Below are 16,595 nucleotides of genomic sequence, written 5' to 3' on the forward strand. Positions count from 1 at the left end.
TCGACATGAGCGAGGCACGCACCTTCACGGCGCAGGACCCGATCCGCGTCTTCCTGCTCGACGACCACGAGGTCGTCCGGCGCGGGCTGGCCGACCTGCTGGACGCCGAACCCGACATCAGCGTCGTCGGCGACGCCGAGAACGTCGAGCACGCCCTCGTCCGCGCACCCGCCGTGCGCCCCCACGTCGCCGTCCTGGACGTCCGCCTGCCCGACGGCGACGGCATCTCCGTCTGCCGGGACCTGCGCAGCCGTATGCCCGAACTCGCCGTGCTGATGCTCACCTCGTTCGACGACGAGGACGCCCTCCTCGACGCCATCATGGCCGGCGCATCCGGCTATGTACTCAAGCAGATCAAGGGCTCCGACCTGATCTCGGCGGTCCGCACCGTCGCCTCCGGCCAGTCCATGCTGGACCCGGCCACCACCGCCCGGCTCATGCGCTCCCTGCGCACCGAACCCGCCGAGACGCCCTCGGTGGCACCCGAGTTGGCGGGTCTGTCGCCGCGCGAGCGGGAGATCCTCGCGCTGATCGGGGACGGACTCACCAACCGTGAGATCGGCAAGCAGCTCTATCTCTCGGAGAAGACCGTCAAGAACCACATCTCCCGGCTGCTGGCCAAGCTCGGTGTGCAACGCCGTGTGCAGGCCGCCGTCCTCGCCACACACCTGGACCAGCCGGAGACGGGCGACCGACCCACGCACTGATCACACCTTTCCGGACGGGACCAGGGCGACGGGGCAGTGTGCGTGCCGCAGGATCGCCCGGCCGCCGGGACCGGACAGCGCGGCCGCACTGCCGTTGCGCCGCCGTACGCCGACCACGACGAGCTGCGCGCCGACGCTCGCCTCGACCAGGGAGCGGTGCCAACGGCTCCGGACCGGGCGGGTACGCACGGCGACGTCCGGATACTGCTCGCGCAGCCCGGACAGGGCTCGTACGGCCGCTGTCCGGTGCAGGACCACCAGGTCCGCACCGCGCTCCGAGGCCTCCGCGAAGGCGAACTCGGCGACTTCCCGGGCCCCTGGTGACTCGTCCTGCGCCAGGACGACGGGACCGGTCCGGCTCTGCCTGCCGCACACCACCAGCACCGGGCAGCCCGCACGGGCCGTCAGACGACCGGCGACCGAGCCGTGCAGGCGGCCCCGCACACCGTGCGCGGGGCGGCTCCCCACCACGGTGAGCGAGGCGGCGCGCGACGCGGACCCGAGCACCGTCACCGGCTCGCCGACAAGGACTTCACGCCTGATCGCCAAGTCGGGCGCCACCCGGCGGGCCCGCCACTCGGCGTCGGCCAGTGCCTCGTTCACCCGGTCCCGCAGCCCGCCGACATCCGGATCCCAGGGCGCCACACCGGCAGGCACCAGCTCCTCGGACCAGGTCAGGGCGTGCGCCAGCTCAAGACCCACTCCGCGCCGGTCGGCCTCCCGCGCCGCGACCTCCACAGCCACCAGACCCGCCGGCGAACCGTCCACTCCCACCACGACCGGACCGTTCATGGTGCCCCTCCCTCGTCTGCGGTTTTCGCGGTTTTCAGCCTTCGCCTGCCTTGCCTTGGCCGCACTGGGCCGACGGGCCCCGGGGGCGCACCGACCGGCCCTGCCGGGGCCCCGACCGGGCCCTCAGCCGATCTCCAGTACCTCGTGCACGGGGCGTCGCGGTGTCCCCGTCCCCGCCGGCCCGTAACCGAGGCGCAGCACCATGTGTACGAAGCCCATGGCCGAGCGTGGATCGCGGGCCAGCTCCCGCAGGTCCGCCTGCTCCAGTGCGTGGGAGGTGAGGGAGGTGGCCAGGCCGTCGAGCGTGGCCAGCAGGAGGACTCGTTCAAGCGCCTGTCCCGCGCGCAGCCAGTCGTCGGGGTGGTCATGGTGCGTGCCCAGCAGCGCGAGGTGCGGCGTGGTCTCGAAGACGGCCGCCGGACGGCCGGGCACGGCGCGACGGCCGGCGAAGTCACGGACCGGAGCGCGGCCGCCCCGCTTGCGCGGCCCGAAGGCCCCCTCGGGAATGCCGTCCACGGCCGTGCCGGCACTCTCCGCCCCGATACGGGTCCACCGCTGCACGTCCTCGAGACGCTCGGGGTGCAGGCTGTCGCGTCCCTCGACGTCACGGACTTGTTCCAGCAGTGACTCCACGTGCCAGGCGTCGGGGAAGGCCAGCTGGGCGCCCTCCCTGAGGGCGGCGTCGCGCAGGGCGTCCCGGACGGCGGCCGGGATCGGCTCGTCCTGGAACGGATCGCGGCTGGTGTGCCGGCGGGCGATCGCCGGGAACAGCGTCGCCAGGTCACGGTCGGGCCGCTCGCTGTCGTTGAGATGCACGACGGCGAGCAGCTCCCGGTCGGCGGGATCGGGCAGCAGATGCACATCGACGTGCAGGCCGCTGTCGGCCGCCGCGACACGAAGGTTGAACAGAGCCGCGCCACAGCCGATGTGCAAGCCGCGGTTTCCGGGATCGGTGTCCGGCATGGCGCGTTCGAAGTCGGCACGCAGTTCGACCGTGCCGACCCTGGTGTGATGGCGGAATCGCCACGGCTGCGCGTTGTGCAGAGACGGCGCGGCCGTGGCCGCGGCCACCAGGCTCGTGATGTTCGTCGTGTCGAGTGGTTGCGCCGGCATGGCGCGCCTCCCCTCGGACGGGCGGGGCGGTTCTGTCAGTGTTTGGCGAGGGTGGGGCCGTCCCCGCGCAGCACGGCCAGGCTGCGGCGGTACTGCTCCTCGTCGATCTCACCCCGGGCGAAGCTCCCCCACTGCCTTAAGGGCGTGGGAGGTGCCCCCACGGCGAGCAGCTGCTCGGGCGAGGCGGTGGGAGGGGTGCGCGGGGGCTCCGGCGCCCGGTTCAGGGTGCGGAAGAGCAGCACGGCCACGGTGATGAGCAGGGCCCACAGCAGGACCGTGCTGATCGACATCGTGAACCAGCCCCACCCGTTCATGTCGTGACCGTCCCAGTACATCGCGGACCGCTTCCTCTGTCTCGGACTGCTTCTCACGGCCACCCTCACACCCCGCGCGACCAGCGGGTATGGGCCGCCCGGTGTCGACCCGGGACCATCCGGCCCAAGCCCGGGCCCCGTTCGCCCTCAGTCCCCGAGCAGCAGCCGGCCCGTCTCCCCCGGCTGCAGGCAGACCGCCCGGTCCGGCAGCCGTACGTCGATGGGCGAGCCGTCGGACGACGGCACCGCGATCTCCAGCAGCCCGCGCTCCAGCCTCAGCCGTACGCCCCAGTGCTCGTGGTAGCGCAACGCGAACCCGTACGAGGACAGCTCGGGCAGCGGCACCGGATCGAGCCACAGCGCGCCTCCCCGCGTCTCCAGGCCGGTCAGTCCGCGCTGGACCAGGTCGAGGGTGCCGGCCATGGCGCCCAGGTGGATCCCCTCACCGGTGGTGCCGCCCTGGACGTCCGCGACGTCGCCCCGGAGGGCTTCCAGGCAGAACTTCCACGCCTCCGCCCGCCGGGCCCGGGCCAGGACCCAGCCGTGGACCAGCCCGCTGAGCGTGGAGCCGTGGCTGGTGCGCTGCAGGTAGTGGTCGACGGTGCGCCGCCACATGTCCTCGTCGAGCCGCAGGCCCAGCCGGCGGAACAGGCCCTGCAGTTCGGCCGGTGCGAAGAGATAGCCGAGCATCAGGACGTCGGCCTGCTTGGAGGCCCGGTAGCGGTTGACGGTGTCGCCCTCCGCCTCCAGGATCCGGTCGAGGCGCCGGATGTCGCCGTATCGCTCGCGGTAGCCGTCCCAGTCGAGTTCCGCGAGGTCGCCGTAACCCTCGAACTGGCTGATGACAGCGTCGTGGAAGGGCACGTGGAGGGTGCGGGAGACGTCCTCCCACTGTTCGAGTTCGCCGCCGTCGAGGCCGGTGCGTTCGACGAGTTCACGCCGCCGCGGCTCGGGCAGCGACTGCATCAGTTCGAGCGTGCGCGAGAGCACCCAGGCGGCCGTGACGTTCGTGTAGGCGTTGTCGTCGAGGCCGGGCTCCGCGGCGCCGGGGTAGGCGTCGTGGTACTCGTCGGGGCCGACCACCCCCTTGATGCGGTGGCGTCCGAGCCTTTCGTCGTAGATGGCCGAGTCGGCCCAGAAGCGGGCGATCTGCAGCAGCATCTCGGCGCCTTTGGTGTTGCGGAACTCGGCGTCCCCGCTGGCCTCGCAGTACTGCCACACGTTGTACGCGATGGCCGAGCCGACGTGGTGCTGGAGCCGGGAGTGGTCGGGCAGCCAGCGTCCCGAGCGGGGGTTGAGGTGCAGCTGCTGGGTCTCCTCGCGTCCGTCGCTCCCGCTCTGCCAGGGGTACAGCGCACCCCGGCGGCCCGCCGACCGGGCGGCGGTGCAGGCCTGTTCGAGGCGGCGGTGGCGGTAGCGGAGCAGGGCACGGGAGACCTCGGGGAAGTGCAGGTTGAGGTAGGGCAGGACGAACAGTTCGTCCCAGAAGACGTGTCCGCGGTAGGCCTCGCCGTGCAGTCCGCGGGCGGGTACACCGACGTCGAGGTCGGCGGTGTGCGGGGAGAGCGTCTGCAGGACGTGGAACAGGTGCAGCCGCAGGATCCGGCCCGCCTCCCCGTCGACCTCGAGGTCGGCGCGGCGCCAGAGCTGGTCCCAGGCCGTGAGATGGGATTCGAGGAGTTCGTCGAAGCCGGGCGCCCGGGTCACCCGGTCGACGGCGGCGAACAGCGGGTCGCTGATCGCCGGGTCGCGCGAGGTGTGCAGGGCGACCGTCTTGTCGACGACGGCCGTGTCCCCGGCGGCCAGGTCCAGGCTCAACCGCTGGACGGCACGCGGCACTTCGTGGCTGATCGTGACGGGTGTGCCGGCGGTCAGACGGGCCGCCATGCCGATACGGATGTCCGACGTGCGGGTACGGCAGCGCAGCCACACGGTGTCCGGGGCCGCGGTTCCGGTGTGCACATGGGTGAGGTGGCGGCCGTCGAGGTCCCGGTAGCGGGGCACGCCGCTGTTGGTGACACCGCCGTCGAGGGCAGCCTCGACGTCGAGCCGGCCGGCATGACCTTCGGCGGTGAACTCGGTGCGCAGCGCGGCCAGATGAGGGTCGGCCATGTGCACCAGCCGCTGCTGACGTACCGTCAGCGCTCGCTCCCCGCCGAGGTCGTATGTCGTACGGCGCTCCAGTAGCCCCGAGGACAGGTGCAGGGTCTCGCGGTGACCGAGCACGGTCGCGGTGTCGGGGGTGAGCCACCGCTCGCCGGGCAGGCGAAAGCGCATGGGCAGCCAGTTCGGCAGGTTGACCATGTCCTCGTTCTCGACCTGGCGGCCCGCCACGTCGGAGGTGAGCCGGTTGTAGCAGCCCGCCACATAGGTGCCCGGGTAGTGCACTTCGTCCGCGGCGCACTCGGGCAGCGCTCCCCGGGTGGCGAAGTAGCCGTTGCCCAGCGTGCACAGCGCCTCCCTCAGCCGCTCGTCGGCCGGTTCGTAGCCCTCGTACTCCCAGGTCCAGCCCGTCACTTCGGCCCTCCTCGTACGACCAGTTCGGCGAGGTCGGACACCACGATGTCGGCGCCGTGCTCCAACAGCCGCCGCCCGGTGTCCGGGAGGCCCGTACGGTCGACGCCGATCACCAGGGCGAATCCGCCCCGGCGGCCCGCCTCCACGCCCGCCAGGGCGTCCTCCACGACGGCGGTGCGTACCGCGGGGACGCCGAGCCGGCGGGCCGCTTCGAGGAAGAGGTCCGGCCGTGGTTTGCCCCGCAGCCCCAGCCGGGCCGCCTCGCCGCCGTCCACGAGCACGTCGAAGAGGTCGAGCACCCCGGCCCGGTCGAGCAGCTCACCGGCGTGGCGGGACGCGGAGGCCGCGGCCCGGGGTATCCCGGCGTCGCGGAGGACATGCACCAGCCGTACCGTTCCCGGGTACGCGTCGACGCCGTGGGCGCGCAGCCGCTCGGTGAACAGGCGCTCCTTGTCCGCTGCGACGGCGCGCACGGTCTCCTCCGAGGGGTCGAGGCCGCGTGCTCGGAGGAAGGCCGCGGCGCCGTCGAGCCGGGACTTGCCGTCCACGTGGCGCAGGTAGTCCTCGCGCACGTCGAAGGGGCGGCGCAGCCCCGGATCCCGGGGCGGGTGGGCGCGCAGGTAGGCGTCGAAGGCCGTCTTCCAGGCGGCGGCGTGCACCCGGGCCGAGTCGGTGATGACGCCGTCGGTGTCGAAGACGACGGCTCGCACGTCCCGCAGCACCGGTGCGGGGCGCTCCGCGGGGTGTGCCGATGTGCGGCTCCGCCGCGGGGCGCTGTGCCGTCGATCGTCCGCGGCGTCGTCGTGGCTGGTCGCGCCGTTCCCCGCGCCCCTGTGGGGCGCTGTCGAGCCGGTGCGGACTTCGTCGAGGCCGCTGAGGGACCGGTGCACGGTCATACCTGCTGGGGCACGACTGCCACTGGGCAGTCGGCGTGGTGCAGCAAGGTGTGGGCCACCCGGCCGAGTTGGAGGCCGCCGTGGCCGGTGCGGCGCTGCGCCCCGACGATCACGAGGTCCGCGGCGGCCGAGCGGTGCAGCAGCACCTTGCGGGCCGGTCCCTCGACCGTGACGCGGCGCACCAGGACCCCCGGGTGGTCGGTGATCGCGTCTGCGAGCAGGGTGTCGAGCAGCGCGGCCGCCTGTTCCTCGTGGCGGTGCGCGGGGTCCTCCGCCCGCCGGGGGTCGTCGGCGCTCTCGTGTGCGGGACAGCGCCAGGTGCGCACGACGTCGAGGGTGCACCCGCGCGCCTCGGCCTCGCGGAAGGCGAACCGCACGGCCGCGCCGCCGGTCGCCGGCTCCCCCGCGCCGAGCAGGATCCGCTCATGGGTGCCCGCGAGGCCGGCCTTGTCGCCGCGGACGACGACCACCGGACCGTGGGCGCGGGCGGCCACGGCCAGTCCGACCGAGCCGAGCAGCAGACCCGCCAGCTCGCCGCGCCCGCGCGAGCCCGTCACGAGTACGGAGGCGTTGTTGCCCTCGTGCAGGAGCGCTGCGGCCGCTTCCTCGGGGAGCACATCGGTGGTGACCTTCACATCGGGGTTGCGCCGCGCGGCGCGCTCCGCGGCGGAGGCGACGACGTGTTCCGCCATCACCTGCTCGGACGGACGTTCAAGACTGTTGGACGGCACCGTGCCCTCGTAGCGTTCCCACAGCGAGGCGTACACCAGGCGCAGGGGCAGGCCGTGCCGGGCCGCTTCGTCCACGGCCCAGTCGACCGCGGCGAGGCTTCCGCCGGATCCGTCGACGCCCACGACCAGGGGCAGCTCCATCTTCCCCACCGCCTTTCGTCGGTCTGTGCGGGAGCTCAGCGCGGAACTCCACTCCCACCGTGACACCGGCAGCCCGGGCTCAGCAGGGGTGGTTCGGCCCCCGCGCGGGGCCGCTCGGCCCATGCCCGTTCCATGAACGGCACGGCCCAGGCCGGGGCGGCTGCTCCGGCCGGGCTCCCGTCATGCCGTCGGTACGGGGACGACCTCGCGCCGCGGGCCGCCGAGCACCACCTTGAGCGCGCCGGTCTCGCCTGCGCGGGCGAAGACCTCGTACGCCTCCTCCATGCGGTCGAGCGGGAAGCCGTGCGTGACCAGCTGTGACGTAGGCAGTCGTCCGGCCGCCGCCATCCGCAGCAGTGTGGGGGTGGAGCGTGTGTCGACCAGCCCCGTGGTGATGGTCACGTTCTTGATCCACAGGTCTTCCAGGTGCAGGGTGGCGGGCTTGCCGTGCACACCGACGTTGGCCACGTGCCCGCCGGGGCGCACCATGCGCGTGCACAGCTCGAAGCTCTCCGGTACGCCGACCGCCTCGATGACCACGTCGGCACCGAGCCCGTCGGTGAGGTCGGCGATCAGCTGCTCCGGCGCCTCGCTCGCGTCGGCCACTGCTTCCGCGCCGAGCTTCCTGGCCGCATCGAGGCGGGACGCGGCGAGGTCCACGGCGAGGATCAGCTCGGGGGCGAACAGCCGGGCCGTGGCGATCGCGGCCAGGCCGATGGGCCCCGCCCCGACCACGGCGACGGTGTCACCGGGACGTACCTGGCCGTTGAGCACGCCCACCTCGTAGGCCGTCGGGAAGATGTCGGCCAGCAGCACGGCGTCCTCGTTGTCCACGCTGCTGGGCAACGGATGCACGGAAAGGTCGGCGTATGGGACCCGTACGTACTCGGCCTGGGTTCCGTTGATCAGGTGACCCAGGATCCAGCCTCCGCCGCCCCGGCACTGGCCGTACATGGCCTCGCGGCAGTAGCGGCAGCGTCCGCAGGCGCTGATGCAGGAGACCAGGACCCGGTCCCCGGGCCGTACGGTCCGCACGTCGCTGCCGGCCTCGACGATCTCACCGACCGCCTCGTGCCCCAGCACCGTGCCCGGGCGCACCTCGGGCACATCGCCCTTGAGGATGTGCAGATCCGTCCCGCAGATGGTGACGGCGTCGACCCGCACGATCGCGTCGGTGGCCTCCTCCAGGCCCGGGTCTGCGACCTCTTCCCAGGCCGCCTGTCCTGGGCCGTGGAACACGTAGCCTTTCATCTCCGACCTCACCTTCCTGCCGGGCCGCTCCGGGTCCGTGATTCAAGGCCGAGTGGCCCTGGCGTGTCCGGTGTCCTCGTGTTGTGCTGGAGATGACGGGAAGGACCCGGCAGAGGCGCGGGGAAGCGGCCGGTGGCCGCGCACCGCGCGATCAGGATCCGCGAGAAGTGGATGAGGCCCTTCCCGTCCTTCATGGCCGGGCCCGGTCGGCCAAGCCCTGTGAGACCGCGGCCCGATGGCGGACGATCTCGGCCTCGACGCAGGTGACGAGCTGCCCGACCGTCGCGGCGACGGGTTCGGAAAGCCCCTGGCCGAGCGAGGTGTCCGCAGCGTCCACGGCGTACGCCACCAGGTGGCCCGGCAGTCGTCCGAGCGCCCTGCCCACGGTGACGGATTCGCCCAGGCCCCGCGGGCGCATCGTGCCGGCCCGCCACAGCGCCGCGGTGTCCAGTTCGAGCCGGTAGATGCGGCCGGGGTGGCTCGGGCGGGCGCGGGCGGACTCCAGCACGACGGCCAGCTCCGCGTTCTCCCACAGCCGGATCAGCCGCGCCGGGTCGGGGTCGCAGGCGGCGAGCAGGGTGCCCGGGGGCAGCGGCCTTTCGGTGGCACGCTCCCGCAGCCGGGAGAGCACCGCTCGGGGCACACCGTCGTCGTGCCGGTCCGGATCGCCGATGGCGATGATCGCGATACGAGTGGAGACAGTCATGGCTCTTCTCCCTGCACTGCGTCTGTTCCACCCTTGCCGGAGCCCGGTGTTCCGGTCGCTGGGCCGAAGGACCTCGGAGACGGTCCGCCCGGCCCGGCCGTCCGGCCCGGGCAGACGTGTGCGCGGCCGGCGTACCGGCCGCGCACCGCGGGTGCGGGCGGGCGCCCGCCCGCACTCAGCCTTGCCGCACCGGGATGGTCGTCGTGCCCGTCTTGGTCTCGGGCACCGGGATGGTGACGGTCAGGACGCCGTCCTTGTACTCGGCCGTGGCCTCGTCGCCCTTGGCCCCGGCCGGCAGCCGGACGGAGCGGGCGAAGGTGCCGTAGCGGAACTCCGTGCGGTGCTTCTGTGTCGTCTCCTCACTGCGCTCGGCCCGCAGGGTCAGAACGCCTTCCGCGACGGTGATTTCGACATCCTTGGCGGGGTCGATGCCCGGGAGCTCCGCCCGCAGCACGTACTTGTCGTCCGCCAGGTGTTCCTCGATGCGGATGCCGTGCAGTCCGGGGACCGGGTGCGCCCCGGGGAAACCGGTCTCGACCCAGCCGAACAGGTCGGGCAGGGTCGGCCAGCCCGGCAGCCGTTCGATCATGCCAGTCATGTCCCCTCCTCCTCTTCTTCGCCACTTCCAGCGTCCCGCGCCGGGGCGGGACGCGCGTGGGCCGACCGGACCCGCACCGGGCCCGGTCGGCCCTGGCGCCCCAACGTCCCCCCGGCACCTGCCGGTTGGGGCGCCGCCTCAGGACGCGCCGCCGACTCCCGATGGCGGCGCGGTCGTCTCGGTGTCCGGCAGGTCCGGGTCGAGGTCCGGGCGCCGGCGCGGCCCCAGCAGGGCGCAGTCCACGTCCACGACACCCTCGACGGCCCGCACCAGACGTGCGGCGATGGGCACCAGGGCGGTGTCGCCGGTCCTGCCGGTGAGCTTCACGACGCCTTCGCGCACCTCGACCCGGATCGACTCGGCCTCCGCGGGGAACAGGTGGGCGACGACGTCGCGCCGCACCTCCCCGGCGATGTCCTGGTCGCTCCGCAGGAAGACCTTCAGCAGGTCGGCCCGGCTGACGATGCCCCGCAGCATGTCTTCGGCGTCGACCACCGGCAGTCGTTTCACCTTGTGGAGCGCCATGATCCGGGCGGCCTGTGCGAGCGAGGCGTGTGCCTGGACGGTGACGGCCGGTGCGCTCATCAGTTCCTCGGCGGTCACGGCGCCGGCCTTGACCAGGTCGGCCAGCCGGCGCAGTTGGGTGTACCGGTCCGGGTCGCCGTCGCGGAACTCCTCCTTGGGCAGCAGATCGGCCTCGGAGACGACACCGACCACCCGGCCCTCGCCCTCCACCACGGGCATGGCGCTGACCTTCCACTGCTGCATGGTCTTCACGATCTCCTTGAACGTCGCTCCGCGGCCGAGGGCGACGACGGTGCGGGTCATCACATCGCTGACGATGTGCGGAGTGCCGTGCATGGCGTCCTCCCTTGTGCTCGCGCCGCGCGACGTGCTCGTGCCGCACGACACCTCCAGCGTCGGGTACCGGCCCACCGTCGGCATGGGCCGAGTGGCCCAGTACCTGGTTCCGGTGGGCTCTCTTTGCGCTGCTCAGCCGGAACAGCGCACCCAGGGGCCGTTCGGCCCGTTCCGCAGGCCACGCAGCCCCTGCCGGGGCGGGCGGCTCACCGGAGACGCTGGTGGTGCAGAGGGCCGCCCGGAGCAGGGCGGCCGACGAGCCGGGGAGGTGGTGGCCGTGCTTCGCCCCGTTGTCGTAGGCCTGGACGGTTCACGTGAGAGCCTCGCCGCCGCCGAGTGGGCGGCCGGGGAGGCATTGCGGCGCGGCCTTCCGCTGCGCCTGGTGCACGCGTGGGAGGGACTGGAGTCCGACACGTCGCAGTTGCCCGAGCTGGACGCGCCGCGTTATTGGGCGCGGCGGATCCTCCGCGGAGCCATGGACCAGCTCAATGAGCGTCACCCGCAGGTGTATCTCAGTGCCGAGCAGATCCCCCGTCCCGCGGCGGACGCGCTCGTCGAGGCGGCCGCCGAGGCCGAGCTGCTGGTCCTGGGCAGCCGGGCGTTCAGCGGGTTCGGCGGCTTCATGGCCGGCTCGGTGGCGCTCGCGACGGTGGCCCGCGTGGCACGGCCCGTGGTGCTCGTGCGGGCCGACCGGACCGCAGAGGACGAGCACCTGCCGGACGCGGAGGGCCGGCCGTCGCTGCGCACGCCGTATCGCGACGTCGTGGTCGGTGTGGACGTCGCGCATCCGTGCGAGGAACTGCTCGCGTTCGCCTTCGAGAGCGCGGCCCTGCGTTCCGCACGGCTGCAGGTGCTGCACACCTGGCACGTGACGTACGCCCCGCCCGCCGCGGCGGCCACGATGAGTGCCGCCGCACAGCGGGCCGCCGAAACCGCACTGGACGGCGCGCTCCAGCCGTGGCGGGAGAAGTACCCGACGGTGAAGGTCCGGACGCTGGTGGAGAACGGCCGCCCGGCCCAGCAGCTGCTGCACGCCGCACAGGACGCCGGGCTGCTGGTCGTCGGCCGCAGGAACCGTCCGGCCAGGCTGGGCGCACACACCGGGCCCGTCGCGCACGCGGTGATGCACCACGTGCGCTGCCCGGTCGTGATCGTCCCGCACGACTGACTCGCCCGAAGACACCAGGGCCCGGGTGGAAGGGAAGGTGCCGTGTTCCAGGTTCGCATCCACGGCCGTGGCGGCCAGGGAGCCGTCACGGCCGCCGAGTTGCTGTCGGTGGCGGCGTTCATGGAGGACCGTCACGCGCAGGCGTTCCCGAGCTTCGGTTCGGAGCGGACGGGGGCGCCGGTCGTGGCGTTCTGCCGGATCGACGACCGGCCGATCCGGGTGCGCGAGCCCGTCATGCGGCCCGATGCGCTGGTGGTCCAGGATCCCACGCTGCTGCACCAGGTGAACGTCTTCGAAGGGCTGCGGCCCGGTGGCGCCGTGCTGGTCAACTCGCCGCGGTCTGTGGACGATTTGGGCCTCGGCGAGCTTGCCGGCCCTGCCCTCACCGTCCCGGCCACGGCACTCGCCGTACGCCACTTCGGCCGGCCGGTGCCGAACGCGGTCCTGCTCGGCGGGCTCGCCGCGCTCACCGGCTGCGTGAGGATCGAGTCGCTCGGCGCCGCCGTCCGCGAGCGTTTCCCCGGGGAGCTGGGCGAGGCCAACGCGGCCGCGGCCCGGGAGGCATACGAACACGTCCAGCAGGCCCAGCGGGAGGAGCGGGCGCATGCTCAAGCAGACTGAGGGGTCGCGTGCGGTCGCCGAAACCGTCGCCTGCTGCCGGCCCGAGGTGATCGCCGCGTATCCGATCTCACCGCAGACGCACATCGTCGAGGAGCTCAGCCGCCTGGTGAAGTCCGGTGCGCTGAAGCCGTGCGAGTACGTCAACGTCGAGTCGGAGTTCGCCGCGATGTCGATGTGCATCGGGGCCTCGGCCGCGGGCGCCCGTACGTACACGGCGACCGCGAGCCAGGGCCTGCTGTACATGGTGGAGGCCCTCTACAACGCCTCCGGGCTGGGTCTGCCGATCGTGATGACGGTCGCCAACCGGGCCATCGGCGCACCCATCAACATCTGGAACGACCACAGCGACACCATGTCGCAGCGCGACTCCGGCTGGATCCAGCTGTACGCGCGCGACAACCAGGAGGCCGCCGACCTGCATCCGCAGGCGTTCCGGCTGGCGGAGGAGCTGTCGCTGCCGGTGATGGTGTGCATGGACGGCTTCGTGCTCACCCACGCCTGGGAGCGGATCGAGGTGCCGGAGCAGGCGCAGGTCGACGCGTTCCTGCCGGCGTACCAGCCACGCCAGGTCCTGGACCCGGACGAGCCGGTGTCGATCGGTGCGATGGTCGGCCCGGACGCCTTCACCGAGGTGCGCTATCTGGCGCACGCCAAGCAGATGCAGGCGCTGGACACGATCCCCCGGGTGGCCGACGAGTTCCGGCAGGTCTTCGGGCGTGCCAGCGGCGGCCTGGTCCACCCGTACGCCTGCGAGGACGCCGACACGATCGTCGTGGCCCTGGGCTCGGTGTTCGGAACGGTGTGCGATGTCGTCGACGAGATGCGTGAGCGCGGGGTGCGCATCGGGGCGCTGGCCATCACGTCGTTCCGGCCCTTCCCGCTGAACGCGGTGCGGACGGTGCTCGGCCGCGCCCGTCAAGTGGTCGTACTGGAACGGGCGTTGGCGGTCGGTGTCGGCGGGATCGTCTCCGCGAACGTGCGCACCGCACTGTCCGGGATCCAGTTGGACGGCCACACCGTGGTCGCCGGGCTCGGTGGGCGCGCGATCACCAAGAAGTCCCTGCACCGGCTGTTCGACGAGGCGATCGCCGGACGGCTGGGGCAGTTGACCTTCCTCGACCTCAACACGGAGCTGGTGGAGCGGGAGTTGGCGCGGATGGCGGAGACCAGGCGGTCCGGTCCGTCCGCGGAGAACATCCTGCGTGATGTGGGGAGCAACCGATGAGTGCCGCGGCGCAGGTCAAGTTCTACCAGGTGGGCAGCTTCGCGGCCGGTAACCGGCTGCTGGGGCCCGAGCTGCAGTCCGACCAGGCCAATGCGGACCGCGCCAACGCGCTGACCTGCGGCCACCGCGCCTGCCAGGGCTGCGGCGAGGCGCTCGGCACCCGTTACGTCCTGGACTCGGCCCAGCGGGCCGCCGACGGCAAGGTGATCGCGGTGAACGCGACGGGCTGCCTGGAGGTGTTCTCGACGCCGTACCCGGAGACGTCGTGGCAACTGCCCTGGCTGCACTCGCTCTTCGGCAACGCGCCGGCGGTCGCCGCGGGCGTCGCCGCCGCGCTGCGCGCCAAGGGCCGCACCGACATCCGCGTGGTCGGGCAGGGAGGCGACGGCGGCACCGTCGACATCGGCCTCGGCTGCCTGTCCGGCATGTTCGAACGCAACGACGACGTCCTCTACATCTGTTACGACAACGAGGCGTACATGAACACCGGTGTGCAGCGCTCCGGGGCCACTCCCCCGACCGCGCGCACCGCCACCACCCAGGCGGTGGGTGAGGAGCCCGGCGCCCCCTTCGGGCAGGGCAAGAACCTGCCGCTGATCGCGATGGCCCACGAGATCCCGTACGTCGCCACGGCCACCGTCGCAGGTCTGCGCGACCTGGAGGCCAAGGTGCACCGGGCCATGGGCATGCGCGGCGCCCGCTATCTGCATGTGCTGGTGCCCTGCCCACTGGGCTGGGGCACGGCGTCCCACGACACGGTGCGCATCGCGCGGCTGGCCGAACAGACCGGGCTGTTCCCGGTGTTCGAGGCCCTCGACGGCGAGGTCACCGACGTCACACCGATCCGGCGGCGCCTGCCGGTGGAGGAGTACCTGCGCCCGCAGAAACGCTACGCGCACCTCTTTGGGCCGACGCTGCGCACGGACGTCATCGCCCGCCTGCAGCGCACGGCCGACCGCAACATCGCCCGCTTCGGCTTGCTGGCCCATGAGGAGGCGGCGTCGTGAGGGACAAACCGTTCGCGATCACTCTGAACGTCGGCTCCAGCCTGGCCAACCACACCGGTGCCTGGCGCACCGAACGTCCCGTGTACGTCGACCGGATGCCGCCGTGCAACCAGGCCTGCCCCGCCGGGGAGAACATCCAGCAGTGGCTGTTCCACGCGGAGAGCGGCGACTACGAGTCCGCGTGGCGGCAGCTGATGAGGGACAACCCGCTGCCCGCTGTGATGGGGCGCGTCTGCTATCACCCGTGCGAGACCGCCTGCAACCGGGTCCAGGTCGACAACGCGGTCGGCATCAACTCGATCGAGCGGTTCCTCGGCGACGAGGCGATCAAGCGGGGCTGGACGGTCTCCGTGCCGGACACGACCTCGGGCAAGCGCGTCCTGGTCGTCGGCTCGGGTCCGGCCGGGCTGTCGGCGGCGTACCATCTGCGGCTGCTCGGCCACGAGGTGACGATCCGCGAGGCACAGGAGCAGCCCGGCGGGATGATGCGCTACGGCATCCCGCGCTACCGCCTGCCGCGCGAGGTACTGGACGCCGAGATCGACCGGATCACGGCGCTGGGCGTCGGGCTCGAGCTCGGCACGAAGGTCGACGACGTGCTCACCGCGCAGCGGGACGGCGGCTTCGACGCCGTGTTCCTGGCGGTGGGCGCGGGCATCGGCAAGCGTGCCTACATCCCGGCCGGTGACAGCGCCCGCATCCTCGACGCGGTGACGCTGCTGGGCAGCATGGAGGGCGAGGACCGCCCGCTGCTGGGCCGCAGGGTCGCCGTGTACGGCGGCGGCAACACGGCCATGGACGCGGCCCGCACCGCCCGCAGGCTCGGTGCCACCGACGCCGTGGTGGTCTACCGGCGCACCCGGGACCGTATGCCCGCGCACGACATCGAGGTCGAGGAGGCACTGGAGGAGGGCGTGCGGATGAAGTGGCTCTCCACCATCAAGCACGCCGACGAGGGCCGGCTGACCATCGAGCGGATGGAACTCGACGAGACCGGATTCCCGCAGCCCACCGGCGAGTTCGAGGAGCTGGAGGCGGACAGCGTGGTCCTGGCGCTCGGCCAGGACTCGGACCTGTCGCTGCTGCGGGAGGTACCGGAGCTGACCGTGGACCACGGGATGGTGCAGGTGGCCGACGGGCTGATGACCGGCCACGAGGGCATCTTCGCAGGCGGCGACATGGTGCCCGCTGAGCGCACGGTCACGGTGGCCGTGGGACACGGCAAGAAGGCGGCCCGGCACATCGACGCCTACCTGCGCGGCACGGCGTACGCCCCCGGCGCCAAGCACGGCCTCGCGTCGGCCGACCGGCTCAACACCTGGTACTACTCCGACGCCCCGGCCTCCGTACGGCCGACGCTGGAACTCGCCCGCCGCGTCTCGACGTTCGACGAGGTGGTGCAGGGGCTCGACGAGTCCACCGCACTCTTCGAGGCGCGGCGCTGCATGTCCTGCGGCAACTGCTTCGAGTGCGACAACTGTTACGGCGTCTGCCCGGACAACGCGATCATCAAGCTGGGGCCGGGCAAGGGATTCACCATCGACCTCGACTACTGCAAGGGATGCGGGCTGTGCGCGGCCGAGTGCCCGTGCGGGGCGATCGACATGGTGCCGGAGGAGTGATCCGAAGCGACCTCTGCCCTTCCGGCAAGGAAACGTACGTGACCGAGATCGACCCGCAGGACCTGGCCCACCGCTGCACGGCCTGGCGGACCCCCGCGGCGCCACTGTTCGTCACGGTGCGCGTCGGCCAGGACGCCGAGCAGGGCCGGCGGGCGCTGGATGTCTACGCACGGGCCAACGGCGGCTTGCCGTTCGAGGAGCTGGAGCAGATCCAGTCCGTGGTCACCGGCTGCTGGCGCTCAGGCGCGCGAGGGGTCGGCACGGTACGAGGCCGCGGGTGCGCGGCACCTCGTGTGCTTACAAGCACCCCGACCGGGCATGACGC

Annotated in this window: 16 protein-coding genes; 6 read left to right on the forward strand and 10 right to left on the reverse strand. The window is 72.5% G+C overall.

Going from position 1 to position 16,595, the window contains the following annotated elements; translation table 11 throughout:
- Positions 1-5: 5 nt before the first annotated feature.
- Complete coding sequence (locus ACFY1U_RS39225) at positions 6-707, forward strand: response regulator (protein ID WP_390698810.1); 702 nt, start codon at positions 6-8, stop codon at positions 705-707.
- On the opposite strand, the gene ACFY1U_RS39230 is transcribed toward ACFY1U_RS39225, so the two are convergent.
- From ACFY1U_RS39230 to ACFY1U_RS39275, 10 genes are all read right to left on the reverse strand, one after another.
- A complete protein-coding gene (locus ACFY1U_RS39230) occupies positions 708-1,499 on the reverse strand; it encodes a universal stress protein (RefSeq protein ID WP_390698811.1) in 792 nt (263 codons plus the stop codon).
- Between the two features lie 123 nt (positions 1,500-1,622).
- Positions 1,623-2,612 carry an Acg family FMN-binding oxidoreductase gene (locus tag ACFY1U_RS39235; RefSeq protein WP_390698812.1) on the reverse strand — a complete coding sequence of 330 codons (990 nt, stop codon included), beginning with the start codon at positions 2,610-2,612 and terminating at the stop codon, positions 1,623-1,625.
- Between the two features lie 35 nt (positions 2,613-2,647).
- A complete protein-coding gene (locus tag ACFY1U_RS39240) occupies positions 2,648-2,947 on the reverse strand; it encodes an SHOCT domain-containing protein (RefSeq protein ID WP_390698813.1) in 300 nt (99 codons plus the stop codon).
- A 126-nt stretch (positions 2,948-3,073) separates the two neighbouring features.
- On the reverse strand, positions 3,074-5,443 hold the full coding sequence (locus tag ACFY1U_RS39245) for a glycoside hydrolase family 65 protein (protein ID WP_390698814.1): 2,370 nt from the start codon (positions 5,441-5,443) through the stop codon (positions 3,074-3,076).
- The gene (locus ACFY1U_RS39250; RefSeq protein WP_390698815.1) at positions 5,440-6,339 is read right to left on the reverse strand and encodes an HAD family hydrolase; all 900 of its coding nucleotides are present in this window, start codon (positions 6,337-6,339) and stop codon (positions 5,440-5,442) included. Before ACFY1U_RS39250 ends, ACFY1U_RS39245 begins: the two co-directional genes overlap by 4 nt.
- Positions 6,336-7,211 (reverse strand): universal stress protein, encoded by an 876-nt coding sequence (locus tag ACFY1U_RS39255; protein ID WP_390698816.1) that lies wholly within the window; start codon positions 7,209-7,211, stop codon positions 6,336-6,338. Before ACFY1U_RS39255 ends, ACFY1U_RS39250 begins: the two co-directional genes overlap by 4 nt.
- Before the next feature lie 180 nt (positions 7,212-7,391).
- On the reverse strand, positions 7,392-8,462 hold the full coding sequence (locus ACFY1U_RS39260; protein WP_390698817.1) for a zinc-dependent alcohol dehydrogenase family protein: 1,071 nt from the start codon (positions 8,460-8,462) through the stop codon (positions 7,392-7,394).
- A gap of 190 nt (positions 8,463-8,652) precedes the next feature.
- Positions 8,653-9,168, reverse strand: a complete 516-nt coding sequence (locus ACFY1U_RS39265) for a hydrogenase maturation protease (RefSeq protein WP_390698818.1) — start codon at positions 9,166-9,168, stop codon at positions 8,653-8,655.
- Positions 9,169-9,343: 175 nt separating this feature from the next.
- Positions 9,344-9,766, reverse strand: a complete 423-nt coding sequence (locus ACFY1U_RS39270; RefSeq protein ID WP_390698819.1) for an Hsp20/alpha crystallin family protein — start codon at positions 9,764-9,766, stop codon at positions 9,344-9,346.
- A gap of 138 nt (positions 9,767-9,904) precedes the next feature.
- Entirely contained in the window at positions 9,905-10,627 is a 723-nt protein-coding gene (locus tag ACFY1U_RS39275) for a CBS domain-containing protein (protein ID WP_390698820.1), read from the reverse strand.
- Here ACFY1U_RS39275 and ACFY1U_RS39280 point away from each other — a divergent pair.
- The 5 genes from ACFY1U_RS39280 to ACFY1U_RS39300 are packed head-to-tail and all read left to right on the forward strand — an operon-like array spanning position 10,626 to position 16,270.
- Positions 10,626-11,795, forward strand: a complete 1,170-nt coding sequence (locus ACFY1U_RS39280; RefSeq protein WP_390698821.1) for a universal stress protein — start codon at positions 10,626-10,628, stop codon at positions 11,793-11,795. The genes ACFY1U_RS39275 and ACFY1U_RS39280 overlap by 2 nt on opposite strands.
- Before the next feature lie 42 nt (positions 11,796-11,837).
- A complete protein-coding gene (locus ACFY1U_RS39285) occupies positions 11,838-12,416 on the forward strand; it encodes a 2-oxoacid:acceptor oxidoreductase family protein (protein ID WP_390698822.1) in 579 nt (192 codons plus the stop codon).
- Entirely contained in the window at positions 12,400-13,641 is a 1,242-nt protein-coding gene (porA, locus tag ACFY1U_RS39290) for a pyruvate ferredoxin oxidoreductase (RefSeq protein ID WP_390698823.1), read from the forward strand. Before ACFY1U_RS39285 ends, porA begins: the two co-directional genes overlap by 17 nt.
- Complete coding sequence (locus tag ACFY1U_RS39295; protein ID WP_390698824.1) at positions 13,638-14,648, forward strand: thiamine pyrophosphate-dependent enzyme; 1,011 nt, start codon at positions 13,638-13,640, stop codon at positions 14,646-14,648. The genes porA and ACFY1U_RS39295 overlap by 4 nt, the downstream gene beginning before the upstream one ends.
- Entirely contained in the window at positions 14,645-16,270 is a 1,626-nt protein-coding gene (locus ACFY1U_RS39300; protein WP_390698825.1) for an NAD(P)-binding protein, read from the forward strand. Before ACFY1U_RS39295 ends, ACFY1U_RS39300 begins: the two co-directional genes overlap by 4 nt.
- Positions 16,271-16,595 lie beyond the last annotated feature (325 nt).

Source organism: Streptomyces sp. NPDC001351, assembly GCF_042896045.1.
Classification (GTDB): domain Bacteria; phylum Actinomycetota; class Actinomycetes; order Streptomycetales; family Streptomycetaceae; genus Streptomyces.